We start from the raw sequence: 17184 nt of genomic DNA, 5'->3' as shown, positions 1-17184 counted from the left end.
ATGCTAACAGTATAATGAGGGTAAGTTATGGTAGGAATGAATAGGAGTGAATAGTGTGTCAGAAGAAAAAATTTATGATGTCATTGTTATTGGTGCTGGGCCAGCTGGGATGACAGCTGCAGTGTATACATCTCGTGCAAATTTGAGCACGCTTATGTTAGAACGTGGTATTCCAGGCGGACAAATGGCAAATACAGAAGATGTAGAAAACTATCCAGGTTATGAATCCATTTTAGGGCCTGATTTATCAAATAAAATGTTCGAGCATGCGAAAAAATTTGGTGCTGAATATGCATATGGTGATGTAAAAGAAATCATCGATGGTAAAGAGTATAAAACAGTTGTAGCTGGTAAAAAAGAATACAAAACACGCGCAATTATCGTTGCAAGTGGTGCAGAGTACAAAAAAATCGGTGTGCCAGGTGAGAAAGAACTTGGTGGCCGCGGTGTATCATACTGTGCAGTATGTGACGGCGCATTCTTTAAAGGAAAAGAACTGGTTGTTGTTGGCGGCGGAGACTCTGCTGTTGAGGAAGGTGTATATTTAACACGTTTCGCATCAAAAGTAACAATTGTTCACCGTCGTGATGCTCTTCGTGCACAGAAAATTTTACAAGACCGTGCTTTCCAAAATGAAAAAGTAGATTTCATTTGGAATCACACTGTGAAAGAAATTAACGAAGAGAACGGTAAAGTAGGTAGTGTAACACTTGTAGATGTAAACAGTGGTGAAGAGCAAGAATTTAAAACAGATGGTGCGTTCATCTACATCGGCATGTTGCCACTATCAAAACCATTTACTGAACTTGGCATTACAAATGAAAATGGTTATATCGAAACAAACGAACACATGGAAACAAAAGTTCCTGGTATTTTCGCAGCTGGTGATGTTCGCGAGAAAATGCTTCGTCAAATTGTAACAGCAACTGGCGACGGTAGTATTGCAGCGCAAAGTGCACAGCATTATGTGGAAGAATTACTAGAGGAATTAAAAACTGTAACAGAAAAATAGGGAATGTGATTCCCTTTTGAGAAGAAAGCTACATGAATCGTAGCTTTCTTTTTTTATTTTTTACCTTAAATGTCAAATGTTTGTCAAAAATTCTTTGGATTACAAGATTACCCATTGATATACTAGACTTTACGGAAAAAAATGAAAATAAGAAATGAGGAGTTTATTCGGTATGGAATGGCGTAATATATATCGAGGTTTTTGTATGGGGGTTAGTGATTTAATTCCTGGGGTGAGCGGCGGCACAATTGCTGTTGTACTAGGGATTTATGAAAGGCTGCTTGCGGCGATTAGTGGATTCTTTAGTCGTGAGTGGAAAAAACATTTGAGTTTTTTGATTCCGCTTGGTGCTGGCATAGCGGCAGCATTTTTAACATTAAGTCATGTGATTAAATATTTACTGGCAAATCATTATGAGCCAACACAGTTTTTCTTCCTTGGTTTAATCTTAAGTATTTTACCAATGTTAATGAGGGAAGCAAATGCAAAAGAAACATTTAAAGCAGGACATATTGTGATACTAATAGTTGCAGCGGCACTTGTAGCTGTAACAGCATTATTTAAGCCGGATAAAGCGGCGGACCCAATTACGACGTTAACAATTTTAAATACAATTGGTCTATTTTTTGCAGGATGGATGGCGAGTATGGCTATGCTTCTTCCAGGGATTAGTGGATCATTTATTTTATTAATTATTGGTGTCTACCCAACAGCAATTAATGCTTTAACAACATTAAATCTGCCGTTAATTGTAGTAATTGGTGCAGGTGTTATGATGGGATTTGTTGTAAGTAGTAAAGGAATTAGCTATTTATTAACACATTTTAAAAGCGCAACATTCGCTGCGATTATCGGACTTGTGATTGGATCAATCGTAGTTGTATTTCCTGGAATTCCGTCCGGTGGCATGTCAATTGTAAGTTCTATTATTACGTTTGTATTAGGGTTTGCGATTGTATCATATTTTAGTAAGAAATAAGTGATTGAGGGATAGCCCTCAATCACTTATTTTTTTGTTTAGCATGAATTGTCCGGAAAAACTTGCTTGGTTCAGTTTATATATATTGAAAAAACTGACATAAAACCCTTTCTTTTTAGGAGAGGACGAGAGCAACTGGCCGTGCGTAGAAGTGGTCAAGGCCTTTTTCTGCCACATGCAAGGTTTAAAACAAAGGGAGAAAGGGAGTGAAGGTCACGTTTTACTCTGCGTAGCAGCGACTTCTATGTTGAAAAATGATTAGTAATCAGTGTGGGGTGAAGATTACTAATCATTTTTATTAATAATTTTTGTATTTTTTACCAATAATATGTGAAAGAGGTAGATTTGAAGAAGTTGCTTGAACTTATATACATAAGTTGAATGACATAAAACCCCTTTCTTTTTAGGGGGGACGAGAGCAACTGGCCGTGCATAGAAACGGTCAGGGCCTCTTCCTACCACATTTAAAAGGGAGTGAAGGTCATGTTTTATATGTAAAAGGATATATAGTAATTACCTTTATTTTTCTAGTTTACTCCGCTATTTGCAAACAGTAAGAATCTTACCACAGGATTCAGATAAAAGCTTTATTTGGAGGTGTCTATATGAAAGTGTCGGTATTTATTACGTGTCTTGTTGATGTTTTTTATCCAGAAGTAGGAAAAGATGTTGTTGAGATTCTTGAAGATTTAGGCTGTGAAGTCGACTTTCCAAAAAACCAAACTTGCTGTGGCCAGCCTGCTTATAATAGCGGGTATCATAAAGAAACGAAAACGGCTGCAAAGCATATGATTGAAGCGTTTGCTGGTTCAGAGTATGTTGTGGCACCATCAGGCTCTTGTGTCATGATGGTTCATGAGTTTTCAAGTTTATTTTCTGAAAGTGAAACAGAATGGCGGCAAAAAGCTACGGAACTTGCAAATAAAACGTATGAATTTACGCAGTTTATTGTAGAGGTACTAGGAAAAGAAGATTTAGGTGCAAAGCTTCATAAAAAAGCAACCGTTCATACATCCTGTCATATGAGCCGGTTAATGAATATTAAAGAGCCTCCTCAAACATTATTAAAACATGTAAAAGGGTTGGAAGTCACTCCGTTGTCCCACAATTATGATTGTTGTGGATTTGGCGGTACATTCGCAGTGAAGATGGCGGAAGTCTCTGAGCAAATGGTTGATGAAAAAGTGAAGCATATTATGGAAACGGGTGCGGAATTGTTAATCGGGATGGATTGCAGTTGCTTAATGAATATAAAAGGCCGATTAACCCGTAATGGTTATCCAATTGAAGTGAAGCATATTGCGCAAGTGTTAAATGAGGATAGAGGGGGGATATAAAAATGGGAATGAAAATCGGGAACGATCCCTTTCATAAACGTGCTGAAACAGGTATTGGGGATCAATTCATGAGAAATGCTGTTAAGAAAGCGCAAGATGGTCTTAGAAGCAAGAAATTAAAAGCTACTGAGAGTCTTGGGAATTGGGAAGAATGGCGTTCTTTAGGAGAAGAGATTCGAAAGCATACATTAGAAAATCTTGATTATTATTTATATCAACTCACTGAAAAGATTGAGCAAAACGGTGGTTCTGTTTATTTCGCAGAGACTGCTGAAGATGCGAGGGAATATGTAAAAGGGATTATAAAAAAGAAAAATGCGAAAAAAATTGTAAAGTCAAAATCTATGGTAACGGAAGAAATCAGTCTAAATGAAGCAATTGAAGAAGTTGGCGGGGAAGTATTAGAAACAGACTTGGCAGAATTTATTTTACAAATTAATGATCATGATCCACCATCGCATATTGTTGTTCCATGTCTTCATAAAGATAAAGAAAGCATTTGCGAGTTGTTTAAAGAAAAAATAGGTTATACCGGGCCAGCTGATCCCGAAAAAATGGCGAGGTTTGTACGGAACTATTTGCGTAATGACTTTTTAACAGCGGATGTAGGCGTGACGGGATGTAATTTTGCTGTTGCGGAGTCCGGGTCTATTTCGATTGTAGCGAATGAAGGGAATGCGAGATTGGTTACGACCATTCCAAAAACGTTAATTACCGTGATGGGGATGGAGCGCATTGTCCCAACATGGGAAGAACTTGATGTTTTAGTAACGCTTTTGTGCCGAAGTTCTGTAGGACAAAAGTTAACAAGTTATATTACAGGTTTAACGGAACCTGGGGGGACAGATGGACCTGAGGAATTTCATTTAGTAATTGTTGATAACGGTCGTTCTAATATTTTAGGAACAGAGTTTCAAAGTGTTCTGCAGTGTATTCGGTGCGCAGCATGTATTAATGTGTGTCCAGTATATCGTCATATCGGAGGACATGCATACGGCTCAATCTATCCAGGGCCAATTGGTGCTGTATTGACACCGCTTTTAGGCGGATATGATGAATATAAGGATTTACCTTATGCATCTAGCCTGTGCGGAGCTTGTACGGAAGCGTGTCCGGTGAGAATACCTTTACATGAATTATTAATTCAGCATCGGCGACAGATTGTAGAGGAAGCAAAAAAGTCTCCTGTAGCGTGGGATATGGCAATGAAAGGATTTGAAAAAGTGGTGAAGAGCTCGAGGTCGTTCTCTTTAGCAGCGAGGACAGCTCCGTATGCATTAAAGCCTTTTACAAAAGGAGATAAAATTGAACGTGGGGTAGGACCGTTAAAAGCTTGGACAGAAGCAAGAGATTTTCCAGCTCCGAAAAAACAACCGTTTAGAGATTGGTTTGAAAAGCGGAAAAGGGAGGATCGATAATGGCCATTCAAAATCGCGAAGAATTTTTATCTAAGGTATCAGAAAGACTTGGGAGAAAACGTCCGGAAACCGTAGAAAAGCCGAGTTGGTCTGTTTCTCCGCAATGGAGCGTTTTTGATGGATTAACAAAGGATGAGCTTGTATTGAAGCTGATGGAACACTGTGAAACTATTCATACGGAAGTTCGGCGAACAGAAAAGGCTAACCTTGTAGAAACGTTACACTCCTTTATGAAAGAATGGAATATCAAATCTGTTATTTATTCAAATGATGAACGGTTTGATGAATATAATCTTAGTGAATTTTTAACAAATGAAGGGACAATACATTTTCATAAATGGGATTTATCCCATAAGGAAGAGAGTATTGAATTTGCGAAAACAGCTAATGTTGGAATTACATTTTGTGATATTACTCTTGCGGAATCAGGAACTGTCGTTTTATTTAATGATGGTATGAAAGGGAGACACGTTAGTCTTCTTCCTGAATCGTATATCGCAATTGTCCCCAAAAGTACGATTGTCCCCAGATTAACACAAGCTACAAAGATGATTCATCATCAAAATATTGAGGGTGAAGCCATTCCGTCTTGTTTGAACTTCATCTCTGGTCCGTCAAACAGTGCTGATATTGAAATGAACCTCGTCGTAGGTGTACATGGACCGATAAGAACAGCGTATATTATTGTCGATGATCAATAATCGTTTAAGACTTCTCTATAGGGGTCCTGTTTACAAAGTAATTAGTGAAAGATGAAGGTGTCCGACTGATAAAAGTTTCACCTTATCTCTGTACAATTGCTTATAAGATATGCAAATTACTGAGGTATTCTATTTTGTAACTGAATGGCGATGGGAATCGATTCCCATCGTTTTTTGTTTGTTTAGGCTGGGAGTTCCTTCATTGTGACAAACTGTTTTTGATAGTATAATGAAATGAGTATGTGATGAAAAAATTCGTCATTAGTAGCTGAGGTGAAGAAGCATGCAAAGAGTCACAAACTGTGTATTAATTAAAGATAGTGAAGTGCTCCTACTACAAAAGCCTCGTCGAAATTGGTGGGTCGCACCAGGCGGAAAGATGGAGCGCGGTGAGACTGTAAGAGATTCAGTTGTTCGTGAATATCGTGAAGAAACAGGTATTTATTTAAAGAACCCAGCATTAAAGGGGGTCTTTACCTTTGTCATCCAAGAGGGTGATAAAGTTGTTTCCGAATGGATGATGTTTTCATTCTTGGCAACAGATTTTGCAGGAGAAAACAAATTAGAAAGCGAAGAAGGCATCATTGGCTGGCATACATTTGATAAAATTGATGAGTTAGCAATGGCACCGGGAGATTATCATATTATTGATTATTTAATCAAAGGAAACGGCATAATTTACGGTACATTTGTATATACACCAGATTTTGAACTACTTTCATATCGATTGGATCCAAGCTAAACCTTCGAGGAGGGGATACGATGACAGAGAATAATGATATTAAAATGGTAATTATTACAGGAATGTCTGGTGCAGGAAAAACAGTAGCTCTGCAAAGTTTTGAAGATTTAGGATATTTTTGTGTAGATAATTTACCTCCGATGTTACTGCCGAAGTTTGTTGAGCTTATGGCAGAGTCAAAAGGAAAAATGAATAAAGTGGCACTCGGTATTGATTTACGTGGCCGTGAATTTTTTGAACATTTATGGGGATCACTTGACGATTTATCAGAACGCACGTGGATTATTCCTCATATTTTATTTTTAGATGCAAAAGATAGTACGCTCGTAACACGTTATAAAGAAACGAGACGTTCGCATCCACTTGCACCAACTGGTTTGCCGTTAAAAGGGATTGAGGCAGAGCGTAATTTATTAACAGACATGAAAGCAAGAGCAAATATTGTACTTGATACGTCTGATTTAAAACCGAAAGAACTACGTGAAAAGATTGTTCATCTGTTTGCAACAGAGGGTGAGCAAGCATTCCGTGTAAATGTGATGTCATTTGGATTTAAGTACGGCATTCCAATTGATGCAGATTTAGTATTTGATGTTCGTTTTTTACCAAATCCATACTATATTCCACAAATGAAGCCATTAACAGGACTTGATGAAGAAGTTTCGTCATATGTGCTCAAGTTTAATGAAACACATAAATTTTTGGAAAAGTTGACGGATCTTATTAGTTTCATGCTTCCGCATTATAAAAGGGAAGGTAAGAGTCAGCTTGTGATTGCAATTGGATGTACAGGTGGGCAACATCGTTCTGTTACGCTTGCAGAATACCTTGGGAAACATTTGAAACCAGAGTATATGGTTCATGTATCTCATCGTGATGTGGAGAAGAGAAAGGGCCATTAAGGGATGAAAAAAGAGAGAAAACCTAGAATTGTCATTATGGGAGGAGGAACTGGACTATCTGTTTTATTAAGAGGATTAAAAAAGTATCCGGTTGATATTACAGCGGTCGTGACAGTTGCCGATGATGGTGGCAGTTCGGGTAGATTACGTGATGAACTAGAAATTCCACCCCCAGGCGATATTCGTAACGTGCTTGTTGCGTTATCAGATGTAGAGCCGCTTGTGGAAGCTTTATTTCAACATCGTTTTACATCCGGAGAAGGATTAACAGGTCATGCGTTAGGAAACTTATTATTAGCAGCCATGACTTCCATTACGGGGGACTTTTTCCATGCTATTACAGAAACGAGTAAGGTGTTAAATGTAAGAGGACGTGTATTACCAGCGGCAAATCAAAGTGTTGTGCTTCATGCAGAACTTGAAGATGGGGAAATTGTAACAGGCGAATCAAAGATTCCTTACTTTGGAAAGAAAATTAATCGTGTCTTTTTAACACCTGGGGATGTAGAGCCGTTATATGAAACATTGGCTGAAATTCAGCGGGCAGATTTACTCGTATTTGGTCCAGGAAGTTTATACACAAGTATATTGCCGAATTTAATCGTGAAAAAAATCGGAGACGCCGTTCTTGCTGCAAAGGCGAAGAAGGTATATGTATGTAATGTTATGACACAAGCTGGTGAAACGATGGGTTATACTGCATTTGATCATATCCAGGCGCTACATGATCATCTTGGAACCTCATTTATCGATACTGCGATTGTGAATAATCATGATATTCCTTGTCCATTACGTAAATTGTATGCAAAAGAAATGTCTGAACCTGTTGTAGTTGATGAAGAACGTTTCGCTGAGAATAACATTAATTTGATTCAAGATGAATTAGCGAAGTACGATGATCAAGTTGTAAGACATGATACATTAAAATTAGCTTCTATCTTATATTCGTTGTTATAAGCGTGCGTTATCTCTTTATGAGATAACGCTACTCATTCATATAGGACAAGATTTTTGTTCCAAAATATCGTATAAGGAGGTGTTGACTGTGTCATTTGCATCAGAAACAAAGAAAGAGCTCACGAAGCTTGAAATGAAGGAATGCTGTGAGAAAGCAGAATTATCAGCATTGCTTCGGATGAACGGATCGCTTTCTTTTTCAAACCGTCGTCTTTCCATTGATATTCAAACAGAAAATGCAGCAATCGCCAGAAGAATTTACACATTGCTGAAAAAAGGATATGACGTGACGGTAGAATTACTTGTTCGTAAAAAAATGCGACTGAAGAAAAATAATGTATATATCGTTCGACTTGTTGAAAAATCCCGCGAAATATTAGCGGACCTTCAAATTGTTCGAGAAGATTTTTCATTTATTCGGAATATATCACAGGAATTAATTGAGAAAAAATGTTGTAAACGATCGTATTTACGAGGTGCATTTTTAGCAGGTGGTTCAGTAAATAACCCAGAAACATCATCTTATCATTTAGAGGTCTTTTCGTTATACAAGGAACATAATGATTCTATATGTGAACTGATGAACGGATTTGATTTAAATAGTAAGACATTAGAAAGGCGAAAAGGATATATTACGTATTTGAAAGAAGCGGAGAAAATTACAGAGTTTTTAAATATTATCGGTGCACATAATGCACTCTTAAGGTTTGAGGACATTCGAATTGTTCGCGATATGCGTAATTCAGTGAATCGCTTGGTGAACTGTGAGACGGCCAATTTAAATAAAACAATTGGTGCGGCACTAAGGCAAATTGAAAACATTCGTTACATTGATGAGACGGTTGGGCTTGATATTTTGCCAGATAAACTGCGAGAGATTGCACAACTAAGAATTAACTATCAAGATGTAACATTGAAAGAATTAGGCGAGATGGTATCTGGGGGGAAAATCAGTAAATCAGGTATTAATCATCGCTTGCGTAAAATCGATGAAATTGCAGAAAAATTACGCACGGGGGAAACAGTAGTAAAAAAATAAGAGCAAAGGGGAGAGAACTGTGGTTCAAAAAAAGGTTACAGTTTCATTAAAAAACGGCTTACAAGCACGTCCGGCTGCGTTGTTTGTACAAGAGGCGAATCGTTTTCATGCTGATATTTTCATTGAGAAAGATGGAAAAACAGTCAACGCAAAGAGCATAATGGGGATTATGAGCTTAGCGATTGGATCTGGCTGCAACGTAACAATTACGACAGAAGGTTCAGATGCAGAAGCAGCTTTAGAAGCGCTAGCTGCATATGTGCAAAATAAAGAATAAAAGCTATCGCAGGCGCGGTAGCTTTTTATTGTTAGATGTTGTCGAACGGTCGATAAAAAAAGACTATCGCTTGAGCGATAGTCTTTTTTTTTATATTCAGCGACCATTTTGAGCGAGCCGCCTGCGCTTTAAAGTTATATCCAGCTCCGACGGCTAGAATCTTCGGTCGTTTCGCCCCCTCGGACGAAGCAAAAAGCGCTTCTCTGTCGGGTGCTCCAACGCCCTGCGATTCTGAGCGAGCCGCCTGCGCTTTTAGTGATATCCAGCTTCAGCGGCTAGAACAGTTGGTCGTTTCACCCCTTCATTCGAGGCAAAAAGCGCCTCGGAATCAGGGGTTCCAACGCCCTCCTGTTCTAAACGAGCCGCTTCCGCTTTTAAATCTATCCAGCTCCAGCGGCTAGAATGGTCGGTGGCTTCGCTTCTTCCGCCGAGGTAAAAAGCACCTCTTTGTCAGAAGCTCCATCCCCCTCCCATTCTGAGCGAGCCGCTTCCGCTTTTATGAGTATCCAGCTTCAGCGGCTAGAACAGTCGGTCGTTTCACCCCTTCATTCGAGGCAAAAAGCGCCTCGGAATCAGGGGTTCCAACGCCCTCCTGTTCTAAACGAGCCGCCTGCGCTTTTAATATATTAACGATTTGTAAAGATTTTATCGATTAAGCCGTATTCTAGTGCTTTTTCTGCTGTCATGAAGTTGTCGCGGTCTGTGTCGCGTTGTAGAACTTCTAATGGTTGACCTGTGCGCTCAGAAAGAATTTGGTTTAATTTTTCACGTAAGAATAGGATGCGTTTTGCTGCAATTTCAATTTCAGTTGCTTGACCTTGTGCCCCGCCAAGTGGTTGGTGAATCATAACCTCACTGTTTGGAAGTGCAAAACGTTTTCCTTTTTCACCTGCTGCAAGTAGGAAAGCACCCATAGATGCTGCCATACCAATACAAATTGTTGATACGTTTGGTTTAATAAATTGCATTGTATCGTAAATTGCCATACCTGCTGTGATAGAACCACCAGGGCTGTTGATGTATATGTGAATATCTTTTTCTGGATCTTGAGATTCCAAGAATAAAAGCTGGGAAACGATTGAGTTTGCTACGTTATCATCAATTGCGCTACCAAGCATAATGATGCGGTCTTTTAATAGGCGAGAGTAAATATCGTAAGCGCGTTCTCCACGATTTGTTTGTTCAATTACTGTAGGAATTAAATTCATCTGTTATTTCCTCCTTTGAAAGCTTTCTTAGTCTTATAATACAATTATGGTCAATAAAGGTCAAACGAAACCACTTTAAATCAAAAAAATATGTAGTTGTACCATGATTTATTCGCTATGTTTTTGAAATTCCCTGCTTATGTATCTTCAACATCATAACCGAATTATATAAATTTAAACGTCATGAGAGAAGTATGTTATTTACAAAAAAACAAAAGAACGCCTTTTCTAATAGAAGCGTTCTCTCGTTTCCTATTCTTTTAAGAGGTAGGTGACTTTATTTAAGATATACTCGATTTGCTTTGCGTTCTTGCTATACATTTGACTTGCCGATTTTGATTTTGTTTCTAAAGAAAATAATTCAAGATCAGCATGACATTTTTTTAAGGAAGCTAACAATAATGGTTTATCTTGAGGAGAAGGCATTTGAATTTTATCATTATAGATGTCAACAGTGAGCTGTCCATAGGAATCAACTTGTCCAAGAAAAACATTTTCGATCATTACCCCAATTTTTTCCAATTCAGCATGAAGCCAAGCGCGATTATGACCGCTAGCTGAAAGAGGCTCATCCAGCACATTTCCATCCATAATGACTGTGTGTGTTTCTTTTTCATTTGGTAACTTTAATCCAATATCTTTTGCTGTTAATGGCTGTTTATCTTTCTTCAGTAAGATATTTAATTCACCATTTGGTTCTAATACGGCAAATTCCACATCCGCTATATTGAATACATCTTTCTTTCGAAGAAGTTCGAGTAATTCATCACTTGTATACTTTTCTTTCTTTAAATTGTCCTCAAGCACTTTGCCATCTTTTATAAACACGGTGGATTTACCTTCAAAGAAATCACGTATTGTTTTATTTTTTAGCGAAATAAGCCCTGCGAAAAACGGTACGATAGCGAAAACGAGCATACTGGAAACACCGTGGAAAAAGTTTTGTTCTAGTCCCGTCGATACTTCCGCAGCGATATCGCCAATTGTCATACCAGCTATATATTCAAAGAAGGAAAGTTGAGAAATTTGTCTTTTTCCAAGCCACTTTGTAATGGCAAATAAAACAATTAAGACACATAAAGAACGGATGATGACAAGTGGCCATTCGGGTATGTGAGACATAGTAATTCCCTCCAGTTTGCCTAAAATCCTTTATACTGTGGTTCTTCTAATTCCAATACTGAAATTCGGTTCTTTAGATCAGCGATGACGCTGTCCATTTCTAACATACATTCATGAAAAATGCGTTTTGCTTCTTCGTCTGCAGCATTTTGTGAAAGAGTACTTAAACTAGCTTGTGCTCCTTTTAAACTAGCAAGACACGTTTTTACACTAGCAACAACAGTCATGAAAACACCTCTTATCCTTTCGGTTTAAATAATAGAGCTCCGATGAATCCGAAAATAATAGCCGCTGATACACCGGCGCTTGTTACTTTAAACATGCCAGTTATAACACCAACGATTCCATGCTTTGCTGCTTCTTCCATGGCTCCGTGAACAAGGGCGTTCCCAAAGCTTGTAATGGGAACTGTCGCTCCAGCGCCTGCGAAATCGATTAAAGGCTCATATAAATTGAATCCATCTAGTATAGCGCCGATAACAACGAGTGTTGCCATTGTGTGAGCAGGCGTCAGCTTCACGACATCAAACATAAGTTGGCCGATTACACAAATCAGCCCACCGATGACAAAAGCCCAGAAAAAAATCATTGTTGTACACCTCCAAGTTCAATGGATACAGCATGAGCGATGCACGGAATGGTTTCGGATTGCTGGAATGTAATGGGAGACAGTAAAGCACCTGTCGCAACAACAAGCATTTTTTTGAATTCCCCTTGTTTCATTCGGTTTAATAAATGCCCGTATACGACTGTTGCTGAACAGCCTGCACCACTCCCGCCTGCTAAGACAGGTTGTTCTTCCTTATAAATGAGTAATCCACAATCTTGAAATTGTTTGCTCGTTACTTTTGTTCCGTGCTTATGCAGTAAATCGTAGGCAATCTCACGCCCAACATGACCGAGGTCGCCCGTTACGATTAAGTCATAGTAAGATGCATCAATTTGCCTTTCGCGTAAATGTGCCTCGATTGTATCGACAGCAGCAGGTGCCATTGCGCCTCCCATATTAAAGGGATCAGTTAACCCCATATCAACGACTCGTCCAATTGTTGCAGATGTCACACTTGGGCCGTATCCTTCACTACTCAAAAGGGCAGCGCCTGCACCAGTTACAGTCCATTGCGCGGTAGGTGGTTTTTGACCGCCGTATTCCGTTGGATAGCGGAATTGTTTTTCAACAGCAGTGTTATGACTGGATGATCCTGTTAATAAATATTTTGCGCCTTTTGCATTAACGATACTTGCACCGAGAGCAAGGCCCTCCATGGAAGTAGAGCAAGCGCCAAATAATCCAAGATAAGGTGTACCGAGTGTACGACATGCAAAGCTTGAAGGAGTAATTTGATTAATTAAGTCCCCTGCAAGTACAAATTGAATATCTTCTTTACGAAGTTTTGCTTTTTCCGTTGCGCGGCTGCAAGCTTCTTCAAATAAAATTTTATGTGCCTTTTCATAAGAGTCTTGTCCCAGCCATAAATCTTCATGAAGAGTATCGAAGTCTTCAGGGATTTTTCCGTTCGCTTCAAATGGCCCACCGATTACGCCTGTTGAGATGATGACTGGTTTATTTTCAAATATCCATGTTCGGTGTCCTTGTAACATTTACAGCCCTCCCCATTGAACGAGAATGGTTTTAATAAGAGCAATCACAAAAGCAGAAAATACACCAAATAAAATAACGGCCCCTGCTAATTTGAACATGTTACCACCAACACCAAGGACAAAGCCTTCTGTTCGGTGTTCAATACAAGCAGCGATAACAGAGTTGCCAAATCCGGTAACTGGAACAGCTGTCCCAGCCCCAGCAAATTGTCCGAGGCGGTCATACACGCCGAAGCCAGTGAGTAACATGGAAATGAAAATGAGTGTAGCTACTGTAGGGTTTCCGGCAGATCGCTCGGTGAAATCAAAATAGGTGATATAAAAGGTCGAAATGAGTTGGCCGATGAAACAAATGAGACCGCCAACAAAAAAGGCTTTTATACAATTCTTTAAAACGGGACGCTTTGGTTCGCGCTGTTGTTCAAATTTTTTATATTCCTGTTGTACAGGTGTTAAGTTTTTGTCTTTACTGGACATTTGAATCCTTCCTTTTCCTTTAGAAAACGTACAATTACGTATCAGATTTCATTTCTGATTGAATGATCTTTAATTGCTTTTTAATCTGATCCTTATTTACTATTTTTTTCTTAATTTTGTTTTCGAGTTTATCTAACATCATAAAAATTTTTCGATCTGTACTTACGTGAATATTGAAAGTTGGATACTCGTTACTGAGTTGCGTTTTAAGTTTGCTTCGCAGAGGTTTCAAACCAAATCTTTCATGATGTTCTGGTTTAACAGCTATGTAAAGATCTAAATTGGAGTTAACGGCTGCCGCTTCTGTGATTTCTTCCATAGCGAGTGCTTTCTTCTTTGCGCCTTGAGATATCGACTGATTAAAGGATTCTGTACTCATTTTCGTTAACTTTGGACCCTTCTTTTCCTCTGTTTGTTTTGCTTTTTCTTTTTTTACTTTTTTATCTAATGGACTACTGCCACAGCCGGCAAGTGAACTGAGCAGGAGTACGAATAACGCGGTTATGATGCCAATTTTTCGCATTACAATCATTCCATTTCTATTGCTTTATGTAATTTGAGCGAAAAAGGATGATATGGAATCATCCTTTTTCGCTCAAAAAGTGCGTACCATCAGAAGAGATGGTACTGTCACTTATTGTTGTGAGTATTGAGGCTCTTCCTGCTGAACTTCGTCTAAACGTGGGTTTAAAGATTCAATGATAGATTGTGTTTGTTGTGCAGCTGTTTGGAAAAGTTGTTTTGCTTGTTGATTATCTGTATCAAGAGCAAACCCCTCTAAGCTTGCTTGTGCACTTTTTAATCCAGAAACAGTTTGTTTTAATTTTGTAATTACAGTCATTGAATGAAGCCTCCTTTGGAATATCAATTCAAAGATTATGATTTGTGAGTAAGCATGAAAATATAATTACCAAATTTAGGTTTCATTTGAAGTGTAAATTTTCATCCATATGTAATTTGAAAATGTAAGGGATTAGCAGGTTTTCCGTATATAGGTTAAAAGCGACATCAACTCCCTTTTTTTTTGAGGTGGACGAGGGCATCTGGCCGTGCGTAGAAACGGTCAGGGCCTTTTCCTATCACATGCAATGTTTAAAACAAAAGGAGAAAGCAAGTAGCGGGCATGTTGTATTCTGCATAGCAGCGACTTATATGTCGGAAAATTAAAATGAATATATATTTATGATGACAAATTGTGATATCAGTAGTTATATTTATTTAAGAATTACGATTATGTATGAATTTGTAGGCTTTTGATTGAGGGTATTTTCAAAAGGGACATATTTTATATTTCGTTGTTCAAAATATCATGTATCAATTCAAATATGGAGAATAAACATTAGCAAATAGCGATTAAAAGGAGAAAGAGTTATGGATCATCATACTTTAGTTAGATGGCTGGAAGCAATGTTAGTTATATTTGCACTAATTGCAATTTGGTTTTCTGCAAGTAATTTCAGTAGTGTGAAGCGCTTTTTAATTGGTCGTCCGATGCGAACGTCAGAGCTTCATGCACAACATAACAAACTATTTTGGTTAATTGCGCTGCCAATCCTTTCAGCAGATTTGTATTCATCTGTTGCATATGGACCTGAATCAGGAATGACAGAACTTGCAGGACTTGGTCCTGATGCGAAATGGTTAATCTTGCCGATTACCATTTCTACTATCGTTCTTTTGGCAATTTTGATTGTATCGTATATTATGGGGATTTTGGCATATCCAAACGGCGGGGGAGCGTATGCTATCGCGAAAGATAATTTCAAGCCACGCTGGGTTTCTCTTGTTGCCTCTAGTTCGCTGCTCGTTGATTATGTGTTGACTGTAGCTGTATCTGTATCTGCAGCTATAGAAGCGGTTTCTTCTGCGTATCCTGTAGTCGCTCCATATGAAACGATTTTAGCAATCTTATGCGTCATTATCTTAGTGCTTGTGAACTTACGCGGATTAGCAGAATCAGCTCGCGTTTTTGCTTGGCCGACATTCGGTTTTATGATTTGTATGTTAATTTTAATCTTTACGGGATTTTTTGATGAACTGCGTCACGGGTTTATTCAACCAAGTACACCGAGCTTTGGAACAGTTCCAGAGGGCTTAACAACTTTACTAATTTTGAAAGCGTTCAGTTCAGCTTGTTCAGCACTTACAGGAATTGAGACGATTTCAAATGCAGTTCCTATTTTTAGAGAACCACAGCAAAAAAACGCAATTAGAACGTATATTGCTCTAGGTTCGATCACAGCTGTGACACTTTTAGGCTTTTCGTATCATCTGTATGCGAAAGGTATTACGCCAGACCCACACAACACGATGTTGTCGCAGTTAGCTGGCATGTATTTTGGACATGGAATTTTATATCAAGTAATTATATGGTTTACGTTTATAGTGTTAATTTTAGCGGCAAACTCTACATTTACAGGGTTTTCTCAGCTTGCTGCGATTGTAGCGGCAGACGGATTTTTGCCTCGAAGTTTAACAAATCGTGGAGACCGTTTAGGATATTCGAATGGAATTATTGTGCTAGCATCACTAGCATGTATTTTAATTATATCGTTCCATGCGCATACGAATGCGTTAATTCCACTATATGCGATCGGTGTTTTCCTTTCGTTTACAGTAGCGCAAATTGGTTTGATGCGCCGCTGGAAACGAGTAAAAGGATCGCATTGGAAAATCAAGTTTACGATTAATACAGTTGGTGCTGTGATTACATCAATTGTTGCTGTTATTTTTGCCGTTACAAAGTTTACGGGCGGCGCTTGGGTTGTATTAGTTGTCTTGCCTATTATTATTTTCATCTCAATGTCCATTCATAGGCATTATGAAGATGTTGCAGAAGAATTGCGCATCGATATGAAAACGATACGTCCAGAAGCAAGCGATGTAGTCACGCTCGTTTTAGTGTCAGGCGTTCATCGTGTTGTGAACAACACGATATCCTTTGCGAAAAGTCTAAATGTTGATCCGATTGCTGTATACGTTGGTTTCGATGAGGCGTCTATAAATAAAATGGAGAAAGAGTGGAAAGAATGGGGAACTCCTTGTAGACTGGTAGTTCTTCGCAGTAAATATCGTTCTCTACTTGAACCATTGAATCGTCTTATTAAAACAATAGAGGCGAAACAAGAAGCTGAGGGAGGACACATCCATATTATTATTCCGCAATTCATTTCGCACAAATGGTGGCATCATGTATTACATAACCAGAGTGCACTTCTTTTACGAATGTGGTTTATTCGTCATAAAGATATAGTCATTACAACAGTTCCATATCATTTGCATAAATAATATCGTTCAATTATTGGCGGCCTACATCATTACGCGATGTAGGCCGCATATTGTATTGGGAGTTATTCAGGAATTGCGAAATAAGAAGTAATTGCTTCCAAAACGAAGATATCGTATAATAAA

At 38.6% G+C, this 17184-nt stretch carries 18 protein-coding genes and 1 pseudogene; 11 read left to right on the top strand and 8 right to left on the bottom strand.

What is annotated here, in order from left to right:
- Positions 1–55 precede the first annotated feature (55 nt).
- The 10 genes and pseudogenes from trxB (at position 56) to COO03_RS22550 (ending at position 9364) form a co-directional block, all read left to right on the top strand.
- Entirely contained in the window at positions 56–1012 is a 957-nt protein-coding gene (gene trxB / locus COO03_RS22595; protein WP_141523274.1) for a thioredoxin-disulfide reductase, read from the top strand.
- A gap of 172 nt (positions 1013–1184) precedes the next feature.
- Complete coding sequence (locus tag COO03_RS22590; RefSeq protein ID WP_097899278.1) at positions 1185–1991, top strand: DUF368 domain-containing protein; 807 nt, start codon at positions 1185–1187, stop codon at positions 1989–1991.
- 605 nt (positions 1992–2596) lie between these two features.
- Positions 2597–3328, top strand: a complete 732-nt coding sequence (locus tag COO03_RS22585; protein WP_097899277.1) for a (Fe-S)-binding protein — start codon at positions 2597–2599, stop codon at positions 3326–3328.
- 2 nt (positions 3329–3330) lie between these two features.
- A pseudogene (locus tag COO03_RS22580) lies at positions 3331–4780 on the top strand (LutB/LldF family L-lactate oxidation iron-sulfur protein).
- Positions 4746–5447, top strand: coding sequence for a LutC/YkgG family protein (locus COO03_RS22575; protein WP_097899276.1), 702 nt, complete (start codon positions 4746–4748; stop codon positions 5445–5447). The pseudogene COO03_RS22580 and the gene COO03_RS22575 overlap by 35 nt, the downstream one beginning before the upstream one ends.
- Before the next feature lie 283 nt (positions 5448–5730).
- The gene (locus tag COO03_RS22570) at positions 5731–6189 is read left to right on the top strand and encodes an NUDIX hydrolase (RefSeq protein ID WP_097899275.1); all 459 of its coding nucleotides are present in this window, start codon (positions 5731–5733) and stop codon (positions 6187–6189) included.
- Positions 6190–6209: 20 nt separating this feature from the next.
- Positions 6210–7091, top strand: a complete 882-nt coding sequence (rapZ, locus tag COO03_RS22565) for an RNase adapter RapZ (protein ID WP_097899274.1) — start codon at positions 6210–6212, stop codon at positions 7089–7091.
- 3 nt (positions 7092–7094) lie between these two features.
- Complete coding sequence (locus COO03_RS22560; protein ID WP_097899273.1) at positions 7095–8048, top strand: gluconeogenesis factor YvcK family protein; 954 nt, start codon at positions 7095–7097, stop codon at positions 8046–8048.
- An 88-nt stretch (positions 8049–8136) separates the two neighbouring features.
- Positions 8137–9087 (top strand): DNA-binding protein WhiA, encoded by a 951-nt coding sequence (whiA, locus tag COO03_RS22555; protein ID WP_097899272.1) that lies wholly within the window; start codon positions 8137–8139, stop codon positions 9085–9087.
- A gap of 19 nt (positions 9088–9106) precedes the next feature.
- A complete protein-coding gene (locus COO03_RS22550) occupies positions 9107–9364 on the top strand; it encodes an HPr family phosphocarrier protein (protein WP_097899271.1) in 258 nt (85 codons plus the stop codon).
- Positions 9365–9990: 626 nt separating this feature from the next.
- Here the strand turns inward: COO03_RS22550 and clpP are convergent.
- The 8 genes from clpP to COO03_RS22500 all read right to left on the bottom strand — a co-directional run bounded on the left by clpP (position 9991) and on the right by COO03_RS22500 (position 14614).
- On the bottom strand, positions 9991–10572 hold the full coding sequence (gene clpP / locus COO03_RS22535; RefSeq protein ID WP_097899270.1) for an ATP-dependent Clp endopeptidase proteolytic subunit ClpP: 582 nt from the start codon (positions 10570–10572) through the stop codon (positions 9991–9993).
- 252 nt (positions 10573–10824) lie between these two features.
- Entirely contained in the window at positions 10825–11694 is an 870-nt protein-coding gene (locus COO03_RS22530) for a DUF421 domain-containing protein (protein WP_097899269.1), read from the bottom strand.
- Between the two features lie 20 nt (positions 11695–11714).
- Positions 11715–11921, bottom strand: coding sequence for a DUF1657 domain-containing protein (locus tag COO03_RS22525; protein WP_097899268.1), 207 nt, complete (start codon positions 11919–11921; stop codon positions 11715–11717).
- Positions 11922–11932: 11 nt separating this feature from the next.
- The gene (spoVAE, locus tag COO03_RS22520; protein WP_097899267.1) at positions 11933–12283 is read right to left on the bottom strand and encodes a stage V sporulation protein AE; all 351 of its coding nucleotides are present in this window, start codon (positions 12281–12283) and stop codon (positions 11933–11935) included.
- Positions 12280–13296 (bottom strand): stage V sporulation protein AD, encoded by a 1017-nt coding sequence (spoVAD, locus tag COO03_RS22515; protein WP_097899266.1) that lies wholly within the window; start codon positions 13294–13296, stop codon positions 12280–12282. The genes spoVAE and spoVAD overlap by 4 nt, the downstream gene beginning before the upstream one ends.
- Positions 13297–13773, bottom strand: a complete 477-nt coding sequence (gene spoVAC / locus COO03_RS22510; protein WP_097899265.1) for a stage V sporulation protein AC — start codon at positions 13771–13773, stop codon at positions 13297–13299. It abuts the gene before it with no gap.
- Positions 13774–13807: 34 nt separating this feature from the next.
- Positions 13808–14296, bottom strand: a complete 489-nt coding sequence (locus tag COO03_RS22505) for a YhcN/YlaJ family sporulation lipoprotein (RefSeq protein WP_097899264.1) — start codon at positions 14294–14296, stop codon at positions 13808–13810.
- A 111-nt stretch (positions 14297–14407) separates the two neighbouring features.
- Positions 14408–14614, bottom strand: coding sequence for a DUF1657 domain-containing protein (locus tag COO03_RS22500; RefSeq protein WP_097899263.1), 207 nt, complete (start codon positions 14612–14614; stop codon positions 14408–14410).
- A gap of 530 nt (positions 14615–15144) precedes the next feature.
- Between COO03_RS22500 and COO03_RS22495 the strand changes: the two genes are divergently transcribed.
- The gene (locus COO03_RS22495) at positions 15145–17061 is read left to right on the top strand and encodes an APC family permease (RefSeq protein WP_097899262.1); all 1917 of its coding nucleotides are present in this window, start codon (positions 15145–15147) and stop codon (positions 17059–17061) included.
- The last annotated feature ends 123 nt before the right edge of the window (positions 17062–17184 follow it).

It is taken from the genome of Bacillus sp. AFS098217, assembly GCF_002551815.1.
In the GTDB taxonomy this organism is placed as follows: domain Bacteria; phylum Bacillota; class Bacilli; order Bacillales; family Bacillaceae_G; genus Bacillus_A.
Note: the sequence above shows the minus strand (reverse complement) of the source record. Positions and strands in the feature narration are given on the sequence as shown.